General features: G+C 60.7%; 16 protein-coding genes and 1 pseudogene. 10 read left to right on the forward strand and 7 right to left on the reverse strand.

From position 1 onward, the window contains the following. Window positions 1-26: 26 nt before the first annotated feature. From speB to rplM, 3 genes and pseudogenes are all read right to left on the reverse strand, one after another. Window positions 27-996, reverse strand: a pseudogene (speB, locus tag ACQY1K_RS06030) (agmatinase). A gap of 129 nt (window positions 997-1,125) precedes the next feature. Further along, window positions 1,126-1,590, reverse strand: a complete 465-nt coding sequence (gene rpsI / locus ACQY1K_RS06035) for a 30S ribosomal protein S9 (protein ID WP_062453256.1) — start codon at window positions 1,588-1,590, stop codon at window positions 1,126-1,128. 2 nt (window positions 1,591-1,592) lie between these two features. Beyond that, the gene (gene rplM, locus ACQY1K_RS06040) at window positions 1,593-2,057 is read right to left on the reverse strand and encodes a 50S ribosomal protein L13 (RefSeq protein WP_062453255.1); all 465 of its coding nucleotides are present in this window, start codon (window positions 2,055-2,057) and stop codon (window positions 1,593-1,595) included. 405 nt (window positions 2,058-2,462) lie between these two features. Between rplM and ACQY1K_RS06045 the strand changes: the two genes are divergently transcribed. The 3 genes from ACQY1K_RS06045 (at window position 2,463) to ACQY1K_RS06055 (ending at window position 4,694) form a co-directional block, all read left to right on the forward strand. Further along, window positions 2,463-2,900 (forward strand): CoA-binding protein, encoded by a 438-nt coding sequence (locus ACQY1K_RS06045; protein WP_430258527.1) that lies wholly within the window; start codon window positions 2,463-2,465, stop codon window positions 2,898-2,900. A 140-nt stretch (window positions 2,901-3,040) separates the two neighbouring features. Beyond that, complete coding sequence (locus ACQY1K_RS06050; RefSeq protein ID WP_430258528.1) at window positions 3,041-4,342, forward strand: O-acetylhomoserine aminocarboxypropyltransferase; 1,302 nt, start codon at window positions 3,041-3,043, stop codon at window positions 4,340-4,342. A gap of 7 nt (window positions 4,343-4,349) precedes the next feature. Next, window positions 4,350-4,694: a cupin domain-containing protein gene (locus ACQY1K_RS06055; protein ID WP_325261088.1), complete on the forward strand. Its 345-nt coding sequence runs from the start codon at window positions 4,350-4,352 to the stop codon at window positions 4,692-4,694. A 30-nt stretch (window positions 4,695-4,724) separates the two neighbouring features. Here the strand turns inward: ACQY1K_RS06055 and ACQY1K_RS06060 are convergent, their stop codons facing one another. The 3 genes from ACQY1K_RS06060 to ACQY1K_RS06070 all read right to left on the reverse strand — a co-directional run bounded on the left by ACQY1K_RS06060 (window position 4,725) and on the right by ACQY1K_RS06070 (window position 9,119). Then, window positions 4,725-5,972, reverse strand: a complete 1,248-nt coding sequence (locus ACQY1K_RS06060; protein WP_430258934.1) for a cytochrome P450 — start codon at window positions 5,970-5,972, stop codon at window positions 4,725-4,727. A 40-nt stretch (window positions 5,973-6,012) separates the two neighbouring features. Beyond that, entirely contained in the window at window positions 6,013-7,767 is a 1,755-nt protein-coding gene (gene ggt, locus ACQY1K_RS06065) for a gamma-glutamyltransferase (RefSeq protein WP_430258529.1), read from the reverse strand. Window positions 7,768-7,859: 92 nt separating this feature from the next. Then, complete coding sequence (locus tag ACQY1K_RS06070; RefSeq protein WP_430258530.1) at window positions 7,860-9,119, reverse strand: GGDEF domain-containing protein; 1,260 nt, start codon at window positions 9,117-9,119, stop codon at window positions 7,860-7,862. A 346-nt stretch (window positions 9,120-9,465) separates the two neighbouring features. Here ACQY1K_RS06070 and clpP point away from each other — a divergent pair, with 346 nt between their 5' ends. From clpP to ACQY1K_RS06105, 7 genes are all read left to right on the forward strand, one after another. Beyond that, window positions 9,466-10,098, forward strand: coding sequence for an ATP-dependent Clp endopeptidase proteolytic subunit ClpP (gene clpP, locus ACQY1K_RS06075; protein ID WP_062453248.1), 633 nt, complete (start codon window positions 9,466-9,468; stop codon window positions 10,096-10,098). Between the two features lie 298 nt (window positions 10,099-10,396). Beyond that, entirely contained in the window at window positions 10,397-11,674 is a 1,278-nt protein-coding gene (clpX, locus tag ACQY1K_RS06080) for an ATP-dependent Clp protease ATP-binding subunit ClpX (RefSeq protein ID WP_062453247.1), read from the forward strand. Between the two features lie 441 nt (window positions 11,675-12,115). Then, window positions 12,116-14,536, forward strand: a complete 2,421-nt coding sequence (gene lon, locus ACQY1K_RS06085; RefSeq protein ID WP_430258531.1) for an endopeptidase La — start codon at window positions 12,116-12,118, stop codon at window positions 14,534-14,536. Between the two features lie 186 nt (window positions 14,537-14,722). Next, window positions 14,723-14,998 carry a DNA-binding protein HupB gene (hupB, locus tag ACQY1K_RS06090; RefSeq protein ID WP_062453245.1) on the forward strand — a complete coding sequence of 92 codons (276 nt, stop codon included), beginning with the start codon at window positions 14,723-14,725 and terminating at the stop codon, window positions 14,996-14,998. A gap of 191 nt (window positions 14,999-15,189) precedes the next feature. Continuing rightward, the gene (locus ACQY1K_RS06095) at window positions 15,190-17,379 is read left to right on the forward strand and encodes an esterase-like activity of phytase family protein (protein ID WP_430258532.1); all 2,190 of its coding nucleotides are present in this window, start codon (window positions 15,190-15,192) and stop codon (window positions 17,377-17,379) included. 106 nt (window positions 17,380-17,485) lie between these two features. Then, window positions 17,486-18,721 carry a metallophosphoesterase family protein gene (locus ACQY1K_RS06100; protein ID WP_430258533.1) on the forward strand — a complete coding sequence of 412 codons (1,236 nt, stop codon included), beginning with the start codon at window positions 17,486-17,488 and terminating at the stop codon, window positions 18,719-18,721. Between the two features lie 4 nt (window positions 18,722-18,725). Continuing rightward, window positions 18,726-22,169, forward strand: coding sequence for an AAA family ATPase (locus ACQY1K_RS06105; RefSeq protein ID WP_430258534.1), 3,444 nt, complete (start codon window positions 18,726-18,728; stop codon window positions 22,167-22,169). Window positions 22,170-22,195: 26 nt separating this feature from the next. Here the strand turns inward: ACQY1K_RS06105 and ACQY1K_RS06110 are convergent, their stop codons facing one another. After that, on the reverse strand, window positions 22,196-23,044 hold the full coding sequence (locus tag ACQY1K_RS06110) for a DUF6030 family protein (RefSeq protein ID WP_430258535.1): 849 nt from the start codon (window positions 23,042-23,044) through the stop codon (window positions 22,196-22,198). Window positions 23,045-23,454 lie beyond the last annotated feature (410 nt).

Raw genomic sequence — 23,454 nt, forward strand, 5'->3', positions numbered from 1 at the left:
GTTTGCCAGCTGCTTGATTCAATGTGTCAGCGGGCGGAAAGTCGCTCCGCGCGCAGGCCAAGCATATACATCGCAACCGTTGCTCCGGCAATGGCGGTGATATCGGCGTGGTCATAGGCCGGCGCCACTTCCACCACGTCGGCGCCGCAGATCTCGAGGGCGCCGAGTTTGCGCAGCACCGACAGGATTTTTGCACTCGACGGACCACCGGCAACGGGCGTTCCTGTACCGGGCGCAAAGGCGGGGTCCAGGCAGTCGATGTCGAAGGTGAGGTAACACGGGCGGTCGCCGACATGAGCAAGGATCGCGTCGGCGATGGCCTGGGCGCTCAGGTCCTCCACCTCATGGCCCGGCATGATCCTGATGCCGAAATCCTCAGGTGCATGGGTGCGGATGCCGATCTGGATCGAATGCTCAGGCTCTATCACGCCCTGTCGCACGGCGCGCGCCACGAACGAGCCGTGGTCGATCCGTTCGATCTCGCCGGCCTCGTCCGCATCGTCGCTCCAGGTGTCCTGATGGGCATCGAAATGCACGAGGGCGAGGGGACCGTGGCGGGCCGCATGCGCATTCAAGAGCGGCCAGGTGACGAAATGATCGCCGCCGAGCGACAGCAGAAACGCGCCCGAACTCGATGATCTTCGTCGCCTCCGCCTCGATCAGCCGCGGCGTCTTCCAGTGATGACCGTAGTCGAGCATGACGTCACCATAGTCGATGACCGACATGGCTTCGAAGAGATCACGCGAGAACGGATATTGCGGGTCGTTGTCGAAGATCGCCGAAGCCCGGCGAATGGCCTGGGGTCCGAACCGCGCGCCCGGCCGATTGGAGACCGCCGCATCGAAGGGAATGCCGAGGACGACCGCATCGGCGCCAATGAGATCCTTGGTATAGCGCCGCCGCATGAAGGACAGCGCTCCCGCATAGGTCGGGTCGGTGGCAGCATCGCGCAGGGACTTGGCGGTAAAGGCATTGTCGATGGATTTTGAAGCCATTGCATTCTCCCGGATCGCAGAGAAAGTGCAGTGGGAGTGCCGGGATGACAAGAGCTGGACAGAAGAAAGCCGGAAACGAAAAAGGCGGAGCCGAAGCCCCGCCTTTCGAAATGCAAAGTCTTGAAGCGATTAGCGCTTCGAGAACTGGAAGGACCGGCGGGCCTTCGCCTTACCGTACTTCTTACGCTCGACGACGCGGCTGTCGCGGGTCAGGAAGCCACCCTTCTTCAGAACCGGGCGCAGGCCTGGTTCGAAGTAGGTGAGGGCCTTGGAGACGCCGTGACGAACGGCACCGGCCTGACCGGAAAGACCACCACCGGTGACGGTGGCAATGATGTCGAACTGACCTGTGCGGGCAGCGGCAACCAGCGGCTGCTGAAGGATCATCTGCAGAACCGGACGGGCGAAGTACGCCGAGAAGTCGCGACCGTTGATGATGATCTTGCCGGAGCCCGGCTTGACCCAAACGCGGGCAATCGCGTTCTTGCGCTTGCCGGTTGCATAGGAACGGCCCTGTGCATCGACCTTGCGGACGTGAACCGGTGCCTGGCTTTCAGCCGGAGCGAGGTCCTTCAAAGAGGAAAGATCGGCCATGATCAGGCGCTCCTTACGTTCTTGCTGTTCAGCGATGCCACGTCGAGAGCGACCGGCTGCTGTGCTTCATGGGGATGGTTGGAGCCGGCGTATACACGCAGGTTCTTCAACTGGCGACGGCCGAGCGGGCCGCGCGGGATCATACGCTCAATCGCCTTTTCGACGACGCGCTCAGGAAAGCGGCCTTCGATGATGGCGCGTGCAGTACGCTCCTTGATGCCACCCGGGTAACCGGTGTGCCAGTAGTACTTCTTGTCTGTGTATTTCTTGCCGGTCAGGACAACCTTTTCAGCGTTGATGATGATGACATTGTCACCGTCGTCGACGTGAGGTGTGTAGGTGACCTTGTGCTTGCCGCGAAGGCGATTGGCAACGAGGGTGGCGAGGCGACCGACAACGAGGCCTTCGGCATCGATGATGATCCACTTCTTCTCCACCTCTGCAGGCTTCTGAACGAAGGTTGACATTGTTTTTCTCTCTCATCTGAACCCAAGACCACCGGAAGACCGGCCGTAAGGGCGTTTTTTGTTGCTTGATTTGCTCGGCTATGCCGACAAAAAAGAAAGCGGGCCTTGGAGAGGTCCGCGATCTGGGCGGCTTATACGACGGAGCCTAAAAAGCGTCAAGCAGCCGGCCCGGAGCGGTCAGAAAAATAGCTCAACGTTTAGAACGACTTACTGATGAGGTACAACAATACCTCACAAATAATCGCCGGGTGTTTCGTCTCTTACACGACTTCTTGAGAAGGGATACCTTCGTTTGAGCCGCAGCAGGCGGAACGCCTGGCTGGTGGAAAGCGTGATTCCGGAACCGAGTTGGAAGATTTCCATTGCTTTCCTATGTCCAGGTGACTGCATGAGGAGATTAGAACCATGGCTCACGATCGGTATGACGACGACGTCATCGCTGGCGTCTTGAAAAGCACGAAGACGATTGCGCTGGTCGGCGCATCCTCCAATCCCGACCGGCCCAGCAACCGCGTCATGGGATTTCTGCTGCAGCGAGGCTACCGGGTGTTTCCGGTCAATCCGGGCCAGGCCGGCAAGCAGATCCTTGGTCGGGAGGTCTATGCGAGCCTCGCGGATGTGCCCGAACCCGTCGATATGGTCGATGTGTTCCGCGCTTCGGAATATCTGGATAGTGTGGTGGACGAAGCGCTGGCGCTGGATCAGCTGCCCAAGGTCATATGGGCGCAGCTTGGCGTCCGCGACGATCAGGCCGCAGTCAAGGCGGAGGCTGCCGGTATCCAGGTAATCATGGATCGCTGCCCGGCGATCGAATATCCGAGGCTTGCCCGTCTTCTCGGATAGGGTAAGGGAGCGGGGCAGGTAATTCGCGGATTGATTTCGCGGACTCTTTTCGCAATCGGTGCGAATGCTGCAACGATATTTCTTGATCGCCGTCGGCCCGCAGGCTCTGCTGTGATGAAACGACCCTAGAGGAGACCGGCATGGCCAACCCGAATTCACGCAGTTCCGGCAATCCCGGATTTTCAACGCTCGCTGTTCATGCCGGCGCCGAGCCCGATCCGACGACCGGCGCCCGGGCGGTGCCGATCTATCAGACGACGTCCTTCGTCTTCAAGGATACCGAACATGCAGCCGCATTGTTCGGGCTGAAGGAATTCGGCAACATCTATACCCGCATCATGAACCCGACGCAGGCCGCGCTGGAGGAAAAGGTGGCGGCGCTCGAAGGCGGCACGGCAGCCCTTGCCGTCGCGTCCGGCCATGCAGCGCAGTTGTTGGTCTTCCACACGGTCATGCAGCCCGGTGACAACTTTGTCGCGGCGCGCAAACTTTATGGCGGTTCGATCAATCAGTTCGGCAACGCGTTTCAGAATTTCGGCTGGCAGGTGCGCTGGGCCGATAGCGCCGTTCCGGAAAGTTTTGAAAACGAGATCGACGATCGCACCAAGGCGATTTTCGTCGAAAGCCTGGCAAACCCCGGCGGCACCTTCGTCGATATCGCGGCGATTTCGGAGGTGGCCCAGCGTTTCGGAATCCCGCTGATCGTCGACAACACGATGGCGAGCCCCTATCTCGTCCGGCCTCTCGAACACGGCGCCGATATCGTCGTGCACTCGCTCACCAAATTTCTCGGCGGCCACGGCAACTCCATGGGCGGCATCATCGTCGACGGCGGCACGTTCGACTGGTCGCGCTCCGGCAGCTACCCGGTACTATCAGAGCCGCGGCCAGAATATTCAGGCATGGTGCTGCACGAAACCTTCGGCAACATCGCCTTTGCGATCGCCGCCCGCGTGCTTGGCCTTCGCGATCTCGGGCCGGCCATCTCGCCCTTCAACGCGTTCCAGATCCAGACGGGGATCGAGACACTTTCACTGAGGATGCAGCGGCACTGCGACAACGCGCTTGCCGTTGCTGAATGGCTGAGCCGCCATCCGAAGGTTGGATGGGTGAACTATGCCGGCCTGCCTGACGACCCGAACAATGCTCTGCAGCAGCGCTATTCGCCGAATGGCGCAGGCGCTGTCTTCACCTTTGGCCTGAAGAACGGCTATGAGGCCGGCAAGATCTTCGTGGAGAGCCTTAAGCTCTTCTCGCATCTCGCCAATATCGGCGATACCCGCTCGCTGGTCATCCACCCGGCATCGACCACCCACCGGCAACTTACCGAAGAGCAGCAGATCGCCGCCGGTGCCGGACCTGACGTGGTTCGCCTGTCTGTTGGCATCGAGGATGTGGCAGACCTGCTCTCCGACCTCGACCAAGCATTAGCAAGGACTTGAGACACTCATGAAGAACTGGCTGACATTCGATCTGACCGCAATTGAACCGGAGGAGGGCGCTCCGGCTCCCGACCGCGTCATCTTCGGCGATCCGAAATTCCTGACCTGGAATTTCGAGGAGGCCGAAGGCGGGATCTATGCCGGCGTCTGGGAAGCGACACCGGGCAAGTGGAAGATCGTCTATGACGAGTGGGAATATTTCCACATCCAGTTCGGCTACTCGATCATCACCGAAGAAGGCGGCGAACCGCTGCATCTGAAGGCCGGCGACAGCATGGTTCTGCGGCCAGGTCTGGTTGCCACCTGGGAAGTGGTGGAGACGACCCGCAAGGATTACGTCATCAGGCTCTGAACCTGACGGCAGATCCTCCGGTTGCTCCTATCACCAGACCAGATCGAGCCGCTCTAGCCCGTGAAAATGGTAGACGTCCTTGACCGTCGGTACCCCGGCCAGTTTCAGGCCGGGCAGGCGGCGAAACAGGATGGGCAGAACGGTATTCAGTTCCAGCCGCGCCAGCGGTGCGCCGATGCAGAAGTGAATACCGGCGCCGAAGGACAGGTTTTGGCCTTCCTGACGATCCGGCTTGAACACCAGCGGCTCTGAAAATTTCTTCGGGTCGAGATTGGCGGCGGCGAGGATCAGGCTCACCTTGTCGCCGCGCTTCAGCGACACACCGTCGATCTCCGCGTCCTCAAGGGCCCAGCGCTGGAAGATATGGACGGGCGCGCACAGCCTCAGCGTCTCTTCCACCGTCCGCTCCGTCGCGGCCTCGTCGCGGAAGAGCTCGGCCGGCGAAAGCCCGCTTTCCAGAATCACCCGAACCGAATTGCCGATCTGGTGCACGGTCGCCTCGTGGCCAGCGTTCAAGAGCACGATCGTGGTCGAGACGAGTTCGTCGTCGGTCAGATACTGGCCCTTGTGCTCCGTATGGATCATGTGGGTGAGCAGGTCTTCGCGCGGTTCACGCCGGCGCTCGGAGATCAGCGTCTTCACATAGGCCGCGAATTCCGCAGCGGCGCGGTCCGCCGCATGTTCGTCTTCCCGCGAGCGCTTGAACATGTACATGCCGACATAGGCATGGCTCCATTTGAGCAATTGCGGCCCCATGTCGTCCGGAATGCCGATCATCCGGGCGATCATCGTCACGGGAATGATGTCGGCAAAGGCCGAGAGCAGCTCCACCCGGCCTTGGCCGTCGAACGCGTCGATCAGCCGCTCCGCAAGCTTGGTAATCTCCGGCCTCAGCTTCTCGATATGGCGGGACACGAAGGCGCGGTTTACCATTGTCCGCAGCCGCGTATGTTCCGGCGGTTCGATCTCCAGCAGCGAGTATCGTTCGGCAAGGTCGAAATTCGCAAGATGCGCTTCCGGCTCCGGGAGACCGAGTTCCTCGCGGCTTGCGACATGCAGGATCTGCCGGCCGAATCGGCGATCGCGGAGAAGGAGGTTCACATGGTCATAACCTGTGAAGAACCACTGCCGCTGCTCCTCCCAGAAGAACGTCGGACAGTTTTGATGCAAAAGCCCGTAGACGCGGTTCGGGTCACTGTAGAAGGCCGGGTTGCGGCCATCCAGCGAGACGCGGCGGGTATCGGTATCGATGCGGAGGAAATCGGGGATCGCGGTCATGCGGAATGGGTAACTCAATCCGCGGTCCCACGAAAGCCCGTCATTCGCCGGTCGCGATACCCTCGCGCCGCGGATCGGCACTTCCCGCAAGTCCCCGGTCGGTGATCTCGATCGCCTGCAGGCCAGACGTCATTTCGCCGGCCTTCACCTCGTAGCCGAGTGACTTCAGCGGCTCCATCAGCGTCTCGGCCCGCGTTCCGGCTTCGATATCGTATGTCCCGAAACGGTTGATCAGATGCGGCTGGGCGACGATTTGCTCCACCGGCATGCCCCAGTCTATATAGGCGACCAGCGCCTGCGCCACATATCCGATGATCTGGCTGCCGCCGGGCGACCCGATGGCCATCAGCGGCTTGCCGTCCTTCATCACGATCGTCGGCGCCATCGAGGAGCGGGGGCGTTTGCCCGGCTCGACGCGGTTGGCGACCGGCAGGCTGCCATCATGCGTCTTGAAGGAAAAGTCGGTGAGTTCGTTGTTGAGCAGGAACCCGTTGACCATCAGCCGCGATCCGAAACCGTTCTCGATCGTCGTCGTCATGCTGGCGACGTTGCCGTCCTTGTCGACGATTGAGATATGGCTGGTGGAGGGAAGTTCGATCGCCTCGCCGCGGCCGAACAGGAGCGCGTGATCCCAGGTCGGCTCGCCCGCCGTCACGGCTTCCTTGGCAAGCGCCTTGTCCGTGTCGAGCAGTCGTGCCCGTTCGCCGAGGTACTCCTTTTTGAGGAGTCCCTTGATCGGTGCCGGCACGAAATCGGGATCGGCAAGGTATTTTTCGCGGTCCGCAAAGGCCAGACGCTGCGCATCGCCGATCAGCCTCCAGCTTTCAACGTTGTCCGGCCCGAGCCCCTTCAGATCAAAATTCTCCAACATGCCCAGCATCTGGCCGATGGCGACGCCGCCGGAGGAGGGGGGGCCCATGCCGCATATATCGAGAGCGCGATAGGCAAGGCAGATGGGTTCCCGCTCCTTGACCCTGTAATTGGCGAAATCGGACAGCGAGAGAACACCGGGATTGCCCTTTGCCTCGCGCACGGCCTTGACGATCGCCTGCGCAATCGGGCCGGAATAAAAGGCATCTGCGCCGCCGGCAGCGATCGTCCGCAGCGTTTCGGCATAGGCCGGGTTCTTGAGGAGGGTGCCGGTCTTCAGCGGTGCGCCGCCATCGTCGAAGAAATAGCGGATCGTAGCGTCATCGGTCTTCAGCTTGTCACTTTCGGCCGCAAGCAGAGTGCCGAGCCGGGGTGATACCTCAAAGCCGTCAGTGGCGAGGCGCTCGGCGGCAGTAAACAATCCCGCCCAGTTCGCCTTACCGTATTTGCGGTGGACGGTTTCGAGAAGCCGCACCGTGCCCGGCGTGCCGACCGACCGGCCGCCGACCACGGCTGCCATGAACTTCAACGGCTGACCCTGATCGTCGAGAAAGAGCTTCGGCGTGGCTTCCATCGGCGCCGTCTCGCGGCCGTCGAACGTTGTCAGTTTCTGCGAGGCTGCGTCGTAATAGACGAGGAAAGCGCCACCGCCGAGGCCCGAACTTTGCGGCTCCACGAGCCCGAGCACGGTCTGCACGGCAACCAGTGCATCGGCGGCACTGCCGCCTTTCTCGATGACGGCGCGACCCGCTTCCGCGGCGAGCGGATTGGCGGCGGCGACCATGTAGCGCTTCGTCTCCACCCGCTTGGCCGACGTGACTGCCGATGCCTTTTCCGGCGCGGTCGTGTCCGATGCCTGCTGCGCCGAGGCAACTGAGATCGTCAGGAAACCGGCGAGAACAGTTCCGGAAATTTGCTTCAGCATGGCATGTCTCTCCGCATTTTTGAATTTGCTCGGAGAGAGTGTGGAGCATTGTCGCGCCATTGCAAGACTTTAGGCGGTCGTGGGCAACGGCACTATTGGCTGAGGACGACGATGCGTTTCAGCGACGCCACCTGTTGGGACACGCTGATGTCTTCGAAAGGTTCTGCGGCAAATGGGGTTGGGGACGCAAAATCCGTTGACGGTACGATCATGATTTCCTGATCCGTATGAACGGCGGTGCGGTCGCGGCCGCTGGTCTTCGACACGTAAAGAGCCTTGTCGGCAGCCGTTAGCAACACGTCAATATCGGCGTCCTTCGTGGAGCACAGAGAGATGCCGGCGCTGACCGTCACGGCTATCCTGTGTTCGCCGACACTGATTGGATGCCGTCTGAGCGTCGAGCGGATGGCCTCTGCGATACTGGCTGCTTCGACCATATCGGAAACGCGGATGATAGACGCGAATTCCTCGCCGCCCATGCGTCCGAACGAGCCGCGGCCGCGCTGAGCCGCCGCACCAATCCGTGCAAAGGCGGAGAGCACGTCATCGCCGGCCTGATGACCGTAGACGTCGTTGATCTGCTTGAACCCGTCGAGATCGAACTGGATGAAAGCAATCATGCTGCCATCCACCGCATCAACGCCCTTCGACCGGTGAAACTCTTCCAGCAGACCGCGGCGGTTGAGCACGCCGGTCAGCGGGTCGGTCCGCGCCAGCTCTTTCAGGGTCAGCTCGGACCGCTCGGTCAGGAGTCGCGCCCCGCAGACGATGCTGCCGACAAAGACGAAAGCCGTCGGGAGATAGAGCCACGGCGAATGCGACGCATCGACAAGCGCATCCGGTCTACCGATGAACACCATCAGGACAATCAGCGCGCAGGAGAAGAACTGTATCCCGATGACGCTGGCAAACACGCGACGGGTGATGCTGGGCGGACCGCGATGGTAAAGCAGAATGCCGATGATCATGGCGTGACCGACCATGGCCGCGACATGGTGAAGGATGGCGCGACTGGCGAAGTCGCCGCGGACGGGGTCGAGAAACATCCCGGCAATCCAGATCAGGGCCGGAATGCCAACATAGGGTTCAACGGGCCGGCGGTCGAGCTGCATCAGGCCCGCAGCCCACAGGCCGATACCCGCAAGAACCATGGTATTGGCGATCTCGATCGAAACGAAGTCCGGGATGTCGCCGCGCATTGCGACCAGAGCTGCGCCAATCCCGTGCACAGCGAAGCCGCTGCCCCAGCTGAGATAAAGTGGTTCGCGCTCATAGTACCAGCGTGAAAAGAGCAGGACGGCGAGCGTCACCGCTTCAGCGGCCCAGATCAACAGACCCGTCAAGATATCCACGTCCAGCTCCGTCATTCATTCCCGGCCGCTTCAGTATGCAGCCAAGTCTTTAAGGCTGCGTTGCTGTTTTGCGTCGGTTATTTTGATTAGAATGCTGTCATTTATTCATATCTGCTTTACCCTGCTCGATCAAAAATGCTTGGATGGCCGTCGATACTTCTCTTTTGCCTCTGGTATATGAGAGTTGTTGCATTATCGGTCAGCCTCGCGCATCCCAAGCCGATTAAGGATATCGGGCTCTCCGTCTTGAAGTACCCGGCGGTGACACTCTATGTAGGAGATAACCCATTCCAATGATTCCGGAGCGCATCGCCGCCTTCGGCGATGCATTTGACAAAGGACGGACATGAGAAATCCAGTTGATACCGCAATGGCCTTGGTGCCGATGGTCGTTGAGCAGACCAATCGCGGTGAACGCTCCTACGATATCTACTCGCGCCTCCTGAAGGAGCGCATCATCTTCGTCACCGGTCCGGTGGAAGATTACATGGCGTCGCTCGTGTGCGCCCAGCTGCTTTTCCTCGAGGCTGAAAATCCGAAGAAGGAAATCGCGCTCTACATCAATTCGCCAGGTGGTGTCGTCACCGCCGGCATGTCGATCTACGACACGATGCAGTTCATCAAGCCGGCCGTGTCGACGCTCTGCATCGGTCAGGCCGCGTCAATGGGCTCGCTGCTGCTGTGCGCCGGCGAGAAGGGCATGCGTTTTGCAATGCCGAACTCGCGTATCATGGTTCACCAGCCCTCCGGCGGCTTTACCGGTCAGGCCTCGGACATCGAGCGTCATGCCCGCGACATTCTGAAGATGAAGCGCCGCCTGAACGACGTTTACGTGAAGCATACCGGCCGTACGCTTGAGGAAGTTGAAAAAACCCTCGATCGTGACCACTTCATGACCGCCGACGAAGCTCAGGACTGGGGCGTCGTCGACAAGATCCTGACCACGCGTCAGGAAATGGAAGGCGTTTCGGCGTCTTGAGGCAATAGTGGCATCCGTGCTGCTCACCCGGATTTGAGTGATTTCGGGGGTTTCAAGTGGCACGGAACGCGCTATTAGTACCTATTAAGGCTGTGTTGAGTGTTTATGACATAGCATTGGCGTCTTAGGGGTTTCGTTGCAGCCGGTCATTCTGGACCTGCGAAAGCGAGTTTAAGGCCGGTAGAGTACCCCTTGAGCGAAGACAGGCGCGGCATGGCGTCCGCGCGTGTCGACAGCGACAAAGTTGACCGCGACCGTCTGGACAGGCGGATAGGCGGAGTGCTGGAAGGAAAGTGATATGAGCAAAGTCAGCGGCGGCAACGGCGGCGACTCCAAGAATACCCTGTATTGCTCCTTCTGCGGAAAGAGCCAGCACGAGGTCCGCAAGCTGATTGCCGGCCCGACCGTATTCATCTGCGATGAATGCGTCGAATTGTGCATGGACATCATTCGCGAAGAGAACAAGTCTTCGATGGTGAAGTCCCGTGAAGGCGTTCCCACGCCGCAGGACATCATCAAGGTCCTCGACGAGTACGTCATCGGCCAGAAGCAGGCCAAGCGTATTCTGTCGGTCGCAGTCCACAATCATTACAAGCGTCTCGCGCATGCCTCAAAGGGCGGCGATGTCGAGCTTGCGAAGTCGAACATCATGCTCGTCGGTCCGACGGGTTGCGGCAAGACCTATCTTGCCCAGACGCTCGCGCGCATCATCGACGTGCCCTTCACGATGGCTGACGCGACGACACTCACGGAAGCCGGCTATGTCGGTGAAGACGTGGAAAACATCATTCTGAAGCTGCTTCAGTCGGCGGATTACAATGTCGAGCGCGCCCAGCGCGGCATCGTCTACATCGACGAAGTCGACAAGATCTCCCGCAAGTCGGACAACCCTTCGATCACCCGCGACGTGTCGGGCGAGGGCGTCCAGCAGGCGCTTCTGAAGATCATGGAAGGCACGGTTGCATCGGTTCCGCCGCAGGGTGGTCGCAAACATCCGCAGCAGGAATTCCTGCAGGTCGACACGACGAACATCCTGTTCATCTGCGGCGGCGCCTTTGCCGGTCTCGACAAGATCATCTCTGCCCGTGGCGAGAAGACCTCGATCGGTTTCGGTGCTTCCGTCCAGTCTCCGGACGATCGCCGCGTCGGCGAAGTGCTGCGCGAACTGGAGCCGGAAGATCTGGTCAAGTTCGGTCTCATTCCGGAATTCATCGGTCGTCTGCCGGTTCTGGCAACGCTCGAGGATCTCGATGAGGATGCGCTGATCCAGATCCTGTCGGAGCCGAAGAACGCGCTGATCAAGCAGTACCAGCGCCTGTTCGAGATGGAAGACGTCGAACTGACGTTCCACGAGGACGCGCTGCGCGAGATCGCCAAGCGCGCCATCATCCGCAAGACGGGTGCTCGTGGTCTTCGCTCGATCATGGAAAAGATCCTGCTCGACACGATGTTCGAGCTGCCAGCGCTGGAAGGCGTTCGCGAAGTGGTCATTTCCGACGATGTGGTGCGGGGCAACGCACGTCCGCTCTACATCTATGCCGACAGGCAGGAAGAAAAGGCCAACGTTTCGGCCTGATCCTCAGCGGTCATAGCAACATTGAGAAGGGGCCCCATTGGGGCCTCTTTTTCGTTTTAGCCTCGGCTATTGTTTTAGGCCGTATTACACGATTTTTGCACTGCAAAGAGTTGCAAGATAATCCGCTTGATTTAGACAGGGTCAGGGATGAACCTTTCCGTTCCGGCTGCTTCGCATCTTTTGTGCGTGTGCCGTTGATTTCGGACCTCGTCTCGAAGAGCTTTGTCGGCAAGGACGGTGGCGCGTCCGTGCTGAAGAGCTGACATTTTGCGTAAGGCGTTATGCGTGGGCGCTTTGTCTGACGGCTGGTTGCACAAGGTGCAGTGCAGCGACCTTGCAAGGCTTGAAAACGATCTGTGAAAACTCCACTTTTAGCGGGAGTGAAGTGCTTGGGTAATTTCTCAAGCCATCCCGGCAACGGGACGATGGAAAGGAAATGACATGACGAATTCAACGTCTGCGGCATCCGGCGCTGAGACCTATCCGGTCCTGCCTCTGCGCGACATTGTGGTCTTCCCGCACATGATCGTGCCGCTGTTCGTCGGACGGGAAAAGTCCATTCGGGCGCTTGAAGAGGTCATGGGTTCCGACAAGCAGATCATGCTCGTCACCCAGATCAATGCCAGCGACGACGATCCTGAGCCCGAGCAGATCTACAAGGTCGGCACGGTGGCCAATGTGCTGCAGCTCCTGAAACTCCCGGACGGAACCGTCAAGGTTCTGGTCGAAGGCAAGGCGCGCGCCCAGATCTGCGAATACAGTGACCGCGAAGAGTTCTACGAAGCCAAGGCCGAGATTCTGGCCGAGCCCGATGAGGACGCCGTCGAGGTGGAAGCGCTGTCGCGCTCCGTGGTTTCCGAATTCGAAAACTACGTGAAGCTCAACAAGAAGATCTCGCCGGAAGTCGTTGGTGCCGCGAGCCAGATCGAGGACTACTCGAAGCTGGCCGACACGGTCGCCTCGCACCTGTCGATCAAGATCACCGAAAAGCAGGAAATGCTCGAAACGGTCTCGATCAAGCTGCGGCTTGAAAAGGCCCTCGGCTTCATGGAAGGCGAAATCTCCGTCCTCCAGGTTGAGAAGCGCATCCGCTCGCGCGTCAAGCGTCAGATGGAAAAGACCCAGCGCGAGTATTACCTCAACGAGCAGATGAAGGCGATCCAGAAGGAACTCGGCGACGGCGACGAAGGCCGTGACGAGATGGCCGAACTGGAAGAGCGCATCGGCAAGACCAAGCTTTCCAAGGAAGCCAAGGAAAAGGCCGACGCCGAGCTGAAGAAGCTGAAGCAGATGAGCCCGATGTCGGCGGAAGCCACCGTCGTGCGCAACTATCTCGACTGGCTGCTCGGTATTCCGTGGTCCAAGAAGTCGAAGATCAAGACCGATCTTAACGCGGCTGAAAAGGTCCTCGAACTGGATCACTTCGGTCTCGACAAGGTCAAGGAACGCATCGTCGAGTATCTCGCCGTGCAGGCCCGCGCCACCAAGCTCAAGGGCCCGATCCTCTGCCTCGTCGGTCCTCCGGGCGTCGGCAAGACGTCTCTTGCCCAGTCGATCGCCAAGGCGACCGGCCGCGAGTACGTGCGCATGGCACTCGGTGGCGTTCGTGACGAAGCCGAAATCCGTGGTCACCGCCGCACCTACATCGGCTCGATGCCCGGCAAGGTCATCCAGTCTATGAAGAAGGCGAAGAAGTCCAACCCGCTCTTCCTGCTCGACGAAATCGACAAGATGGGCTCGGACTTCCGCGGAGATCCGTCGTCGGCCCTGCTCGAAGTGCTCGATCCAGCGCAGAACTCGACCTTCATGGACCACTACCTTGAGGTCGAATACGATCTGTCCGACGTGATGTTCATCACCACGGCGAACACGCTGAACATCCCAGGTCCCCTGATGGACCGCATGGAAGTGATCCGCATCGCCGGGTACACCGAGGATGAGAAGCGGGAGATCGCCAAGCGTCACCTTCTGCCGAAGGCGATCCGGGACCATGCGCTGCAGCCGAAGGAATTCTCGGTGTCGGACGATGCCCTGATGGCGATCAGCCAGCAGTACACGCGCGAAGCCGGCGTTCGCTCCTTCGAGCGCGAGCTGATGAAGCTCGCCCGCAAGGCCGTGACCGAGATCATCAAGGGCAAGACGAAGTCGGTTGCGGTTACCGCTGCCAACATTTCGGATTACCTTGGCGTTCCGCGTTTCCGTCACGGCGAAGCCGAGGGTGAGGATCAGGTCGGCGTCGTCACGGGTCTTGCCTGGACAGAAGTCGGCGGTGAGCTTCTCACCATCGAAGGCGTCATGATGCCGGGCAAGGGTCGCATGACCGTCACCGGCAACCTCAAGGACGTGATGAAGGAATCGATTTCGGCTGCGGCATCCTATGTCCGCTCCCGTGCCGTCGATTTCGGCATCGAGCCGCCGCGCTTCGACAAGTCGGATATCCACGTGCACGTGCCGGAGGGTGCGACGCCGAAGGACGGTCCGTCGGCCGGTGTGGGCATGGCAACCGCGATCGTTTCGATCATGACCGGCATTCCTGTTCGCAAGGATGTCGCCATGACCGGCGAAATCACGTTGCGCGGCCGGGTGCTGCCGATCGGTGGTCTCAAGGAAAAACTCCTTGCGGCTCTGCGCGGCAACATCAAGGTTGTGCTGATCCCGGAAGAGAACGCGAAGGACCTCGCGGACATTCCGGACAACGTGAAAAACGGCATGGAGATCATCCCGGTGTCGCGTATGGGCGAGGTGATCAAGCACGCTTTGGTTCGTCTTCCCGAACCGATCGAGTGGGATGGCACGGTGGAGACACCGGTCATTGCGACGGTTGACGGTGCCGACAACTCGTCGACAACGATCGCTCACTAAGCGGTGCCTTGAAGCCGCCACGAACTGATAAAAAAGCCGGCGAAAGCCGGCTTTTTTTGTGAAAAGTGCCCAAGACCCCTTGTTTTTCAGGCTTTTTCGGAGCCTTTGGGTTGCCAAGTGCCGACGCAAAACTATTGTCGGCGCCGACCAAATGAGTCGTTCCAAAACCGTTGAAAGGGTGGAAATATGAACAAGACCGAACTGGTGTCCGCAGTGGCCGAAAAAGCCGGCCTCTCCAAGGCTGATGCCGCCTCTGCAGTCGATGCCGTTTTCGAGACTGTCCAGGCCGAACTGAAGAATGGTGGCGACATCCGCCTCGCTGGCTTCGGCAGCTTCTCCGTTTCGCGTCGCGAAGCATCCAAGGGCCGCAACCCGTCCACGGGCGCTGAAGTCGATATCCCGGCTCGCAACGTTCCGAAGTTCTCGGCCGGCAAGGGTCTCAAGGAAGCTGTTAACAGCTGATCGAAAGCATCTGGCGGCTTGCCGCCGTGATGCAAAGCGTTGAGAAGGCCCGGTGAAAACCGGGCCTTTTTCGTTGAACAGAAAGCGTGTTCGAGCCTTATCCGCAGGTCCGTTCTTTCTGCGTCCAAAACTGTCATCCGCCTGTCATGACAGTGCAGCACAAGCCGAGTGTAGTTTCACGGAGGCTTCCCATGACATTCTCGACACGCGCCGCTTTGACCGCGCTCCTCCTCGGCTCCGTTGCAGCTCCTGCCGGCGCCGAGCAAGTCTTCAACCGCATTGCATCCTTCCCGGTTGCCCAGAACCTGCCCAAGGACGAGGACAAGGCGACCTCTTCTGAGATCATCACGGCGACCGCCGACGGCAACACGCTCATCTATTCCGATGCGCCGGGCGGCACGATTGGCTTTATCGACATCACCGACGCGAAGGCCCCTAAGGCAGGCGGATCGGTCAAGATCGATGGCGAGCCGAACTCGGTCGCCGCAGTTGGTGCGAAGGTTCTCGTCACCATCGACCGGACCAAGGACCTCACCAAGCCCGCAGGCCAGCTCGGGGTGGTCGATATCGCCTCTCGCAAGATCGAGGCCACCTGCGATCTCGGCGGCCAGCCGGACTCGGTCGTCATCTCGCCGGATGGCACGTTTGCGGCCATTGCCATCGAGAACCAGCGCGACGAAAAGCTCAACGACGGCGCTCTGCCGCAGCTGCCGGCCGGCGAATTGCAGATCGTTTCTCTCAATAACGGCGTACCGGTCTGCGACAGCATCCGTCACGTCGATCTGACGGGACTGTCCACCGTTGCGCCTGAAGATCCCGAGCCGGAATTCGTCAATATCAACGCCAACGGCGAAATCGTCGTGACGCTGCAGGAAAACAACCACATCGTCATCGTCGACAGCAAGACCGCAAAGGTCACGGGCCATTTCACGGCCGGCACGGTTGATCTCGATGGCGTCGATACCAAGACCGACGGCGCGCTGACCTTCTCCGGCAAGCTCACGGCCATCCCGCGCGAGCCGGATGCAGTCAAATGGCTCGGCACCGATCGTCTGGTTGTCGCCAACGAAGGCGATTACAAGGGCGGTTCGCGCGGTTTCACCATTTTCGATCGTACCGGCAAGGTTCTCTATGACGCCGGCACGTCGCTCGAATATGCTGTCGCCCGCGTCGGACACTTCCCGGAAAAGCGTGCCAAGAACAAGGGCATCGAGCCGGAAGGCCTGGAAGCTGCGACTTTCAACGGTCAGAAATATTTCTTCGTCCTCTCGGAACGCGGTTCGATGATCGCGGTCTACAAGGATACCGGTGCGGAGCCGGAACTGGTGCAGCTTCTGCCCTCAGGCATCTCGCCTGAAGGTGCTGTCGCCATTCCCGGCCGCAACCTGCTCGCCTCCGCCAACGAAGCCGATCTCGGCGAAGACGGCGGTGCCCGCTCGCATGTCATGATCTACGAGCTTGGCGAAGGCGAAAAGGCCTATCCCATGCTCGTCTCCAAGGATGTAGACGGCAAGCCGCTCGGCTGGGGCGCAATGTCCGGCCTCGTCGGGGATGCGGAAAAGGACGGCATTCTCTATGGCGTGAGCGATAGCGTCTATGCCATGCAGCCATCGATCTTCACCATCGACGCCACCAAGAAGCCGGCCGAAATCACCAGCGTGGTACGTGTGACCCGCAACGGTCAGCCGGCCCAGAAGCTCGATATCGAAGGTATCGCACTCGACGGAAAGGGCGGCTTCTGGCTCGCTTCCGAAGGCGACAGTGCCAAGTTCGTCGGCCACGGCATCTACAACGTCAGCGCCAAGGGCGAGATCAAATCCGAGATCGCGCTGCCTGCAGAACTTCTGGCAGGCGAAACCCGCTTCGGCCTCGAAGGCATCACCACAACCGGTTCCGGCGACGACCTGACACTCTGGATGGCAATCCAGCGCGAATGGAAGGACGATCCGAAGGGCCAGGTGAAGCTTCTGTCCTACAAGCCGAAGTCCAAGGAATGGGCCGCCGTTCGCTACCCGCTCGAAAAGACCGAAAAAGGCTGGGTCGGCCTGTCGGAAATTACGGCCCGCGGTGACTACCTCTACATCATCGAGCGCGACAACCTGATCGGCGACAAGGCAAAGCTCAAGAAGCTCTACCGTGTGGCAATCGCCGATCTGAAGCCGGCAAAGCTTGGAGGAGAGCTGCCGCTCGTCACCAAGCAGGAGGTTCACGACTTCCTGCCCGACCTGAAGAACGCCACCAACGGATACGTGGTCGACAAGCTCGAAGGTTTCGCCTTCGACAAGTCCGGCAAGGCCTTCGCCATCACCGACAATGACGGCGTCGATGACAGTTCCGGCGAGACGCTGTTCTTCCCGGTTGAGATCAAGGCGACCAACTAAACCGTTCATCAACAGGAAAAGGCCGGGTGTTTCCGCACCCGGCCTTTTTTATTGCCGATGCGTGACTTAAGTTTGTCGTTCCCGATGTGTTCCAGCAGCCGAGTCGATGACCTCATTCCGCTTCATCCATGCCGCCGATCTGCATCTAGGCAGTCCCTTCCAGGGCCTGGCGCTGAAGGATGCCGAACTCGCCGATATCTTCATCGAGGCCAGCCGCAAGGCATTTTCAGGCCTGGTGGACGAGGCGGTGGAGCGCAAAGTCGACTTCTTCATCGTTGCAGGCGATGTCTATGACGGCGACTGGAAGGACAACAAGATCGGCCTGTTCTTCAACCGCGAAATCGCCCGGCTGGAACGCGCCGGCATTCCGGTCTTCCTCTTGAAGGGCAACCATGATGCCGAAAGCGTCATCACCAAGACAATTACGCTACCAAAGAATGTCAGCGAATTCCCGACCGCAAAGCCCGGAACGTTCAAGCTGGACCATCTGAAGGTCGCGCTGCACGGCCAGGGTTTTGCCGAGCGCTCGGCAAACGAAAACCTGGCGCTTGCCTATCCGAAGCCGGAGGCCGGTTGGTTCAACATCGGCGTGCTGCATACGTCGCTCACCGGCCGCGAGCCGCACGCAGCCTACGCGCCCTGTTCCGTCGAAGATCTGCGCTCGCGTGGCTACGATTACTGGGCGCTCGGCCATGTCCACGATTTCGAAATCGTCGCCGAAGACCCGATGGTCGTGTTCCCCGGCAACCTTCAGGGACGCTCGATCCGGGAGCAGGGCGCAAAGGGCGCCGTGCTCGTGACCGTCGAGGATGGCCGCATCGCCTATGAGCGTATCGTGACCGACAGCGCACGGTTTGCTGAGCTGGCCGTTCTCGTCGAGCCGGACGAGCCACCGGCGGCAATCCTGCGGCGGCTGGAAGATCTGCTTGGTTCTGTGATCGATTCGATGGAAAGCCGGCCGCTGGCGCTGCGCATCCGCATCGCCGGCCGCAGTCGCTTCCGCAACGAGATCCTCGCAAGAGCGGCCGATTTTCGAGACGAAGTCCAGGCCGCCTGCCATCGCGGCCACGAGGATATCTGGCTGGAAAAGCTGGAAGTGAAACTCGAAGCCGAGATTGCATCGACGGGCAAATCCACCGATCTGCTCGGGCTCGAAGGCCTCCTGCCGACGGCGGAGTTTTCACCTCTTCTGGTCAGCGAGGCCGAGGCCCGCATTGCCGAGATCGCCGCGCGTCTTCCGGGCGGTATCGGCGCCGGCGACCTGGCGCTTGGCGATGATGCGGCAGCGCTTCTTGCGGAAGCACGTGAGCTGCTTCTGTCGCGCGCGGCAAGGGTAGGGTAGTCACATGCGTTTCACCCGTCTCGACATCCTGCGCTACGGCGCGCTCACCGACCGCGCGCTCGCGTTCCGGCCAGATGCGCAGCTGCATGTCATCTATGGTCCGAACGAAGCCGGAAAGTCTTCGGCGCTGTCGGCAATCTCGGATCTGCTGTTCGGCTTTCCGACGGCTGCCGAATACAGTTTTCTGCACGACGCGACCGCACTTAGGGTTGGCGCCGAGATAGAGACGCGCGATGGCACCAAGCTGGGCTTTCGCCGTCGTCGCGGCCGCAAGAACACGCTGCTCGCGGCAAGCGAGGCGGAAGAGGCGCTGCCCGAAGATGCGCTGGCGCCCTTTCTCGGCACGCTGAACCGCGACGTTTTTCAGCGCGCATTCGGGCTTGATTCGGCGTCGCTCCGGGCTGGCGGCCAGAGCATGCTGAAAAGCGGCGGCGAGATCGGCAGCCTGCTGTTTTCCGCAGCGTCGGGCCTTACCGGCCTCTCCGACCTGCGCAAGAGCTTCGATGCCGAGGCCGACACCATCTACGCGTCGCGCCGCTCCAAGGACCGGTTGTTCTACCAGGTCCTCGATAGCCATGACGAGGCGCGCAAGGCCGAGCGCGACAACGAGCTGAAGTCGGGCGACTGGAAGAAGCTGCTCGCCGAACAGGCCGAGCTGGAAGCGGAACTCGCGACGGTCCAGACCGAGCGCGAAACCACGAAACAGACGCTCGAACGGCTGCGCAAGCTGATGCGGCTGGAGCCGGTGCTTCGCGAGATCGATCGCGAGCAGGACCAGCTGGCGCAGTATCAGGCGCTGGGCTCGCTGCCGCCTGGCTTCGAGGACGCACTTGCCAGGGCGCTGGACGAGGCACGCCGCAACGAAGACGCGCATCGGGCGGCGGAAACTGAAGTCTCGCGGCTGGGCGACGAGATTGCCGCTCTCCATGTCGACGACGCGCTGATCGCCGCGGCCGGCAGCATTCTCGCCCGCCACGCTGACAAGGGCGTCTATCTGAAAGCCCGCGAGGATATCGCAAGGGTTCGCGGCGAGGTGGAGGATTTCGACACCCGGCTGGTGCAGCTGGGGCGCAGGTTGGGTCTTGTCAGGACCGACGACCTGGAACGCCACCAGCCTGCCGATGCCGATCTGGTGCGGCTGAAGAGCCTGCTCGACCAAGGCAGCGAACTCGACCGTAGCCTCAAACAGCTGCATATCCGTCTGGAAGAAGAGCGCGAGGCGCTGCGGCGTCTGGATGACGCCAATCCGGACAGCCGCCTGATCGATCCGAAACCATGGGCCGAGCAGCTCACGGCGCTGCGCCCCGAACTCAGCGATCTCGCAGGCGTCGAAAACCTGCAGGTCCGCGCAACGCGGGCAGAGAGCGATCTCGCCGCCGCCGTCGCAAGGCTCGATCCGCCGGTCAAGGACATCGACGCCCTGCTTGCGAGCCCGCTGCCGGATCTCGCAGCGCTCAGCAGCCACCGCAAGCTGATCGACGATGCACGCGCGGTGCATGCGAGGATCACCCAGACGCTGACGACGGTGAAGGCAGAAGCCAAGACTGTGGCCGATCAGATGGCGGCGCTGGAAGGGCAGGGCCGCATCGTTTCGCGTGCCGATATTCTGGAAGCCCGCCATCTCCGCGATGCGGGTCTTGCCGCATTCGGAGCAAAGCCATCAGCGGATAAGCTCGCCGATGTGAACAATGCGGTGCAGAATGCAGACGAACTGGCCGACGCCGCCCTGACCGACGCCGAGCGAGTGTCCCGCCACGCGCAGCTCAGCCTGCGTCAGCACGAGATCGAGCAGCAGCTGACGAACGCCCGCGCCGAGGCGCGCGAAAGCGATATTGCGCTGTCGGACGCGATCACCGAATTCGAGGACCTGTTCCGCTCGGTGCCCATCTCGCCGCTATCGCCCGAGCGAATGCTCGAATGGCGCCGCGGCGTCGAAGCCCTGTCGCATCAGGTCGATGCGCTGAAGGATGCACGTGACGCGCTGCAGACCGCGCGGCTGAAGGAAGAGCGGTTGAAGCCGGTGCTGGTCGGTCTTGCGGACGCGATTGGTCTTGCCGCAACCGCCTTGCCGCCTGCGGCCCTGGCGCGCGCTCTCGATCGCAGACTGGCGGAGATCGCGGAACGCTGGACGGAAAGCCGCTCGCTGGAGGGCAAGCGCCATTCCGCCGTCGATGCGCTGCAACGTCTCGAAGAGCGCGAGACCGTTCTGCGCCGTGAAGTCGACACGTGGCGAGCCGCATTCTCCAACGCTGCGACCATGGCCGGTCTGCCGGATGAGGCGACGGTCGAAATGGCAGCGGCAGCGCTCGATGTCTGGCGCAGCGTGCCGGATCTTCTGGCCGAGCGGGAAAACCGCAGACGCCGGGTGCGCGGCATGCAGCGCGACATGGAAACCTTCGACGAGGAGATCCGCAGCCTCTGCACCAAGGTGGCGCCCGACCTGGTCTCGGTGCCGGCAGATGTCGCGGCCGGTCTCCTCAACGACCGGGCAATGGATGCCAATGCCGCCGCCAAGCACAAGGCAGCGATGTCGGCTGACCTCGAACGCGCGACGCTCGCCCTGGAGCGCTATGCCACGCGGGAAAAAACCCTGCAGGACGAGCTCGCTTCGCTTGCCACATCCGCCTCGCGAGACGTCGCCGACCTCGAACAGGTGCTGGAAGAATTGCGCCAGCGAAGCCGGCTGAACGGACAGCTTCTGCAGTGCCGCTCCCGTTTCAACGAGCACGCTGATGGTGACGATGAAGCGGCAGTGCGCTCAGCGCTGGTCGATTTCGACAAGGTGACGGCAGGTCTTGAGATCGAACAGCTGGAAAGCGCCGATAGCACGCAGATCGACCGTATCTCGACTTTGAGGACCGCCGAGGCCGACAATGCCCGCCGTCGCCGCGAACTGGAAAGCGGCATCGGTGCCGAGCGCGCGGTGTTCCAGAAGCACGCGGCCGAAACCGAGGCGAGGGACCTTGCGCGGCGGTGGGTGGTGCTGAAGCTCGCGGCCAGCCTTCTATCGTCCTCGATGGAAACCTATCGCGAGCAGCAGGCCGATCCGGTCATGCAGCGGGCCGGCAAGGTATTTGCGGATCTCACCGGTGGACGGTTTGCGAAGCTGGTGCAGCTCTATGACGAAAAGGACGAGCTGCAGCTGGCTGTCGAGCGAAACACCGGTGAGCAGGTTCCGCTATCGGGCCTCAGCGAAGGCACCGGCGATCAGCTCTATCTCGCACTGCGTCTGGCGTTCCTCGAGGATTACTGTAGCCGCAACGAACCGGCACCGCTGATCCTCGACGACATCTTCCAGACATTCGACGACGAACGGACCGCAGCCGGCATCCGCACACTGGCTGCTGCCGGCGACAAGTTCCAGACGGTGCTGTTCACCCACCAGCTCAGCCTGGTGGAAACGGCGCAGCGCGAACTCGGAGAGCGGCTGGATTTGATCAGGCTTTAACGCAATCTGACGGTTGCGTAGCGTGGCTAGCCTTGCGGCGAAAAAACTTGCCCCACTGGGAGCGTCAGGCAGCCGATCCGCGTGCTGACGATCGCTCGCTGTGACGCCCTGCCAGGTTCCGGCGTCGGTACCGGGCATGCCGTGGTAACGGGATGGGCAACGAGGAGCAGGTTGAACCGTCTCTGGTCCATCATTTCGGGGACAAAGGTGGCGCGGTAGTTTTCGAGATCGGATTTAAACGCCGTGCGGGCGGAAAGCCTTGCCTCGAGATATGACCGGCTCTGCGGTGTCAGCGACAGGCCGTAACCGTCGAGCGTGGTCAGTGCAGTCTGCAACAGCGCACCGTCGTGGCGCTCATCCGTGAAACTGAGCTTGATCCGGAAGGTACGCAGGTCATCCTCTCCAACCCCTTTCGCTTGGATGAACAGAGACGCGGGATCTTCACCCGGGCCCAGCGGCAGGAAGAACGTGCACTCCCATACATTGGCGCCCGCCAAGAAGTTCGGCGGTTCAACGCCTATGCCCGCCAGTGCTTGGCAGCGTTCCTCGGTTGATGTCGTAACGGGTGGGATGAGACGCGACGTGTCGTGCGCCAGCGGCCGGACCAGTCTGGGCAGCTGCCTGCTACTCGCCGCAAGCCGTCGCTGGCGCCCGATGCGAACAGCCGGTGCGGGAGGAGGAGGAAGCAGATAGGTTTGCAGGCCGAACTGGCGCACCAGACGCTTATAGTTGCGCCCTTCGTTGACGAAAAGGACGGTCGCCGCAAGCCCGCTGAAGACAACGAGAAGGAACACCGCAAGAACGAACAACCGGCCGCCGCGTCGGCGACGTTGTTCGGCAGGGGTCGAAATTGCGGGCCTCTCCTCTTGCGGCATAGTCTTGTTCCGATCGAGGAATGCCTGCGATGATGCCTGCGCTTACCACATTACTAACAGGCTTCAAATCTAGAGCTTCGCCATATTTTCGATTCGACCGGCGGTCATCAGCGTCTGGCGGACGAGTTTACGCTGGTCGGAGCTGTAAGCTGTCTCGCCTTCTCAACTCCATTTGCAGGCGTGGTGCCGCTTTCTGTTCACTGTATGGTTGATTGTTGCTGTAAGGTATCTGGCGATCCAACCCATGCTAGTATAAACAGGAGGCAGGTTATGTAATGGCTTGTTTATGCAATAACTTTGTGCTTTTTGCGAACCCCTGAACCCGCCTTGGGCCATATGTGTATTAGCTTTTCTCGTGACATCCGCTAATAAGTATGTTGTTAAAGTTGTCCGATGCGGGCATTCCGCAT

The organism is Neorhizobium sp. IRS_2294 (assembly GCF_050500145.1).
Lineage (GTDB): Bacteria > Pseudomonadota > Alphaproteobacteria > Rhizobiales > Rhizobiaceae > Neorhizobium > Neorhizobium soli.

Bases quoted from the DNA above. Each gene is read 5' to 3' on its own strand.
- lon (WP_430258531.1), top strand. From the start codon at position 12,116: ATGACGAATTCAACGTCTGCGGCATCCGGCGCTGAGACCTATCCGGTC.
- ACQY1K_RS06100 (WP_430258533.1), top strand. From the start codon at position 17,486: ATGACCTCATTCCGCTTCATCCATGCCGCCGATCTGCATCTAGGCAGT.
- ACQY1K_RS06045 (WP_430258527.1), top strand. From the start codon at position 2,463: ATGGCTCACGATCGGTATGACGACGACGTCATCGCTGGCGTCTTGAAA.
- ggt (WP_430258529.1), bottom strand. From the start codon at position 7,767: ATGCTGAAGCAAATTTCCGGAACTGTTCTCGCCGGTTTCCTGACGATC.
- rpsI (WP_062453256.1), bottom strand. From the start codon at position 1,590: ATGGCCGATCTTTCCTCTTTGAAGGACCTCGCTCCGGCTGAAAGCCAG.
- clpP (WP_062453248.1), top strand. From the start codon at position 9,466: ATGAGAAATCCAGTTGATACCGCAATGGCCTTGGTGCCGATGGTCGTT.
- ACQY1K_RS06110 (WP_430258535.1), bottom strand. From the start codon at position 23,044: ATGCCGCAAGAGGAGAGGCCCGCAATTTCGACCCCTGCCGAACAACGT.
- ACQY1K_RS06060 (WP_430258934.1), bottom strand. From the start codon at position 5,972: ATGACCGCGATCCCCGATTTCCTCCGCATCGATACCGATACCCGCCGC.
- ACQY1K_RS06055 (WP_325261088.1), top strand. From the start codon at position 4,350: ATGAAGAACTGGCTGACATTCGATCTGACCGCAATTGAACCGGAGGAG.
- ACQY1K_RS06095 (WP_430258532.1), top strand. From the start codon at position 15,190: ATGACATTCTCGACACGCGCCGCTTTGACCGCGCTCCTCCTCGGCTCC.
- hupB (WP_062453245.1), top strand. From the start codon at position 14,723: ATGAACAAGACCGAACTGGTGTCCGCAGTGGCCGAAAAAGCCGGCCTC.
- clpX (WP_062453247.1), top strand. From the start codon at position 10,397: ATGAGCAAAGTCAGCGGCGGCAACGGCGGCGACTCCAAGAATACCCTG.
- rplM (WP_062453255.1), bottom strand. From the start codon at position 2,057: ATGTCAACCTTCGTTCAGAAGCCTGCAGAGGTGGAGAAGAAGTGGATC.
- ACQY1K_RS06050 (WP_430258528.1), top strand. From the start codon at position 3,041: ATGGCCAACCCGAATTCACGCAGTTCCGGCAATCCCGGATTTTCAACG.
- ACQY1K_RS06105 (WP_430258534.1), top strand. From the start codon at position 18,726: ATGCGTTTCACCCGTCTCGACATCCTGCGCTACGGCGCGCTCACCGAC.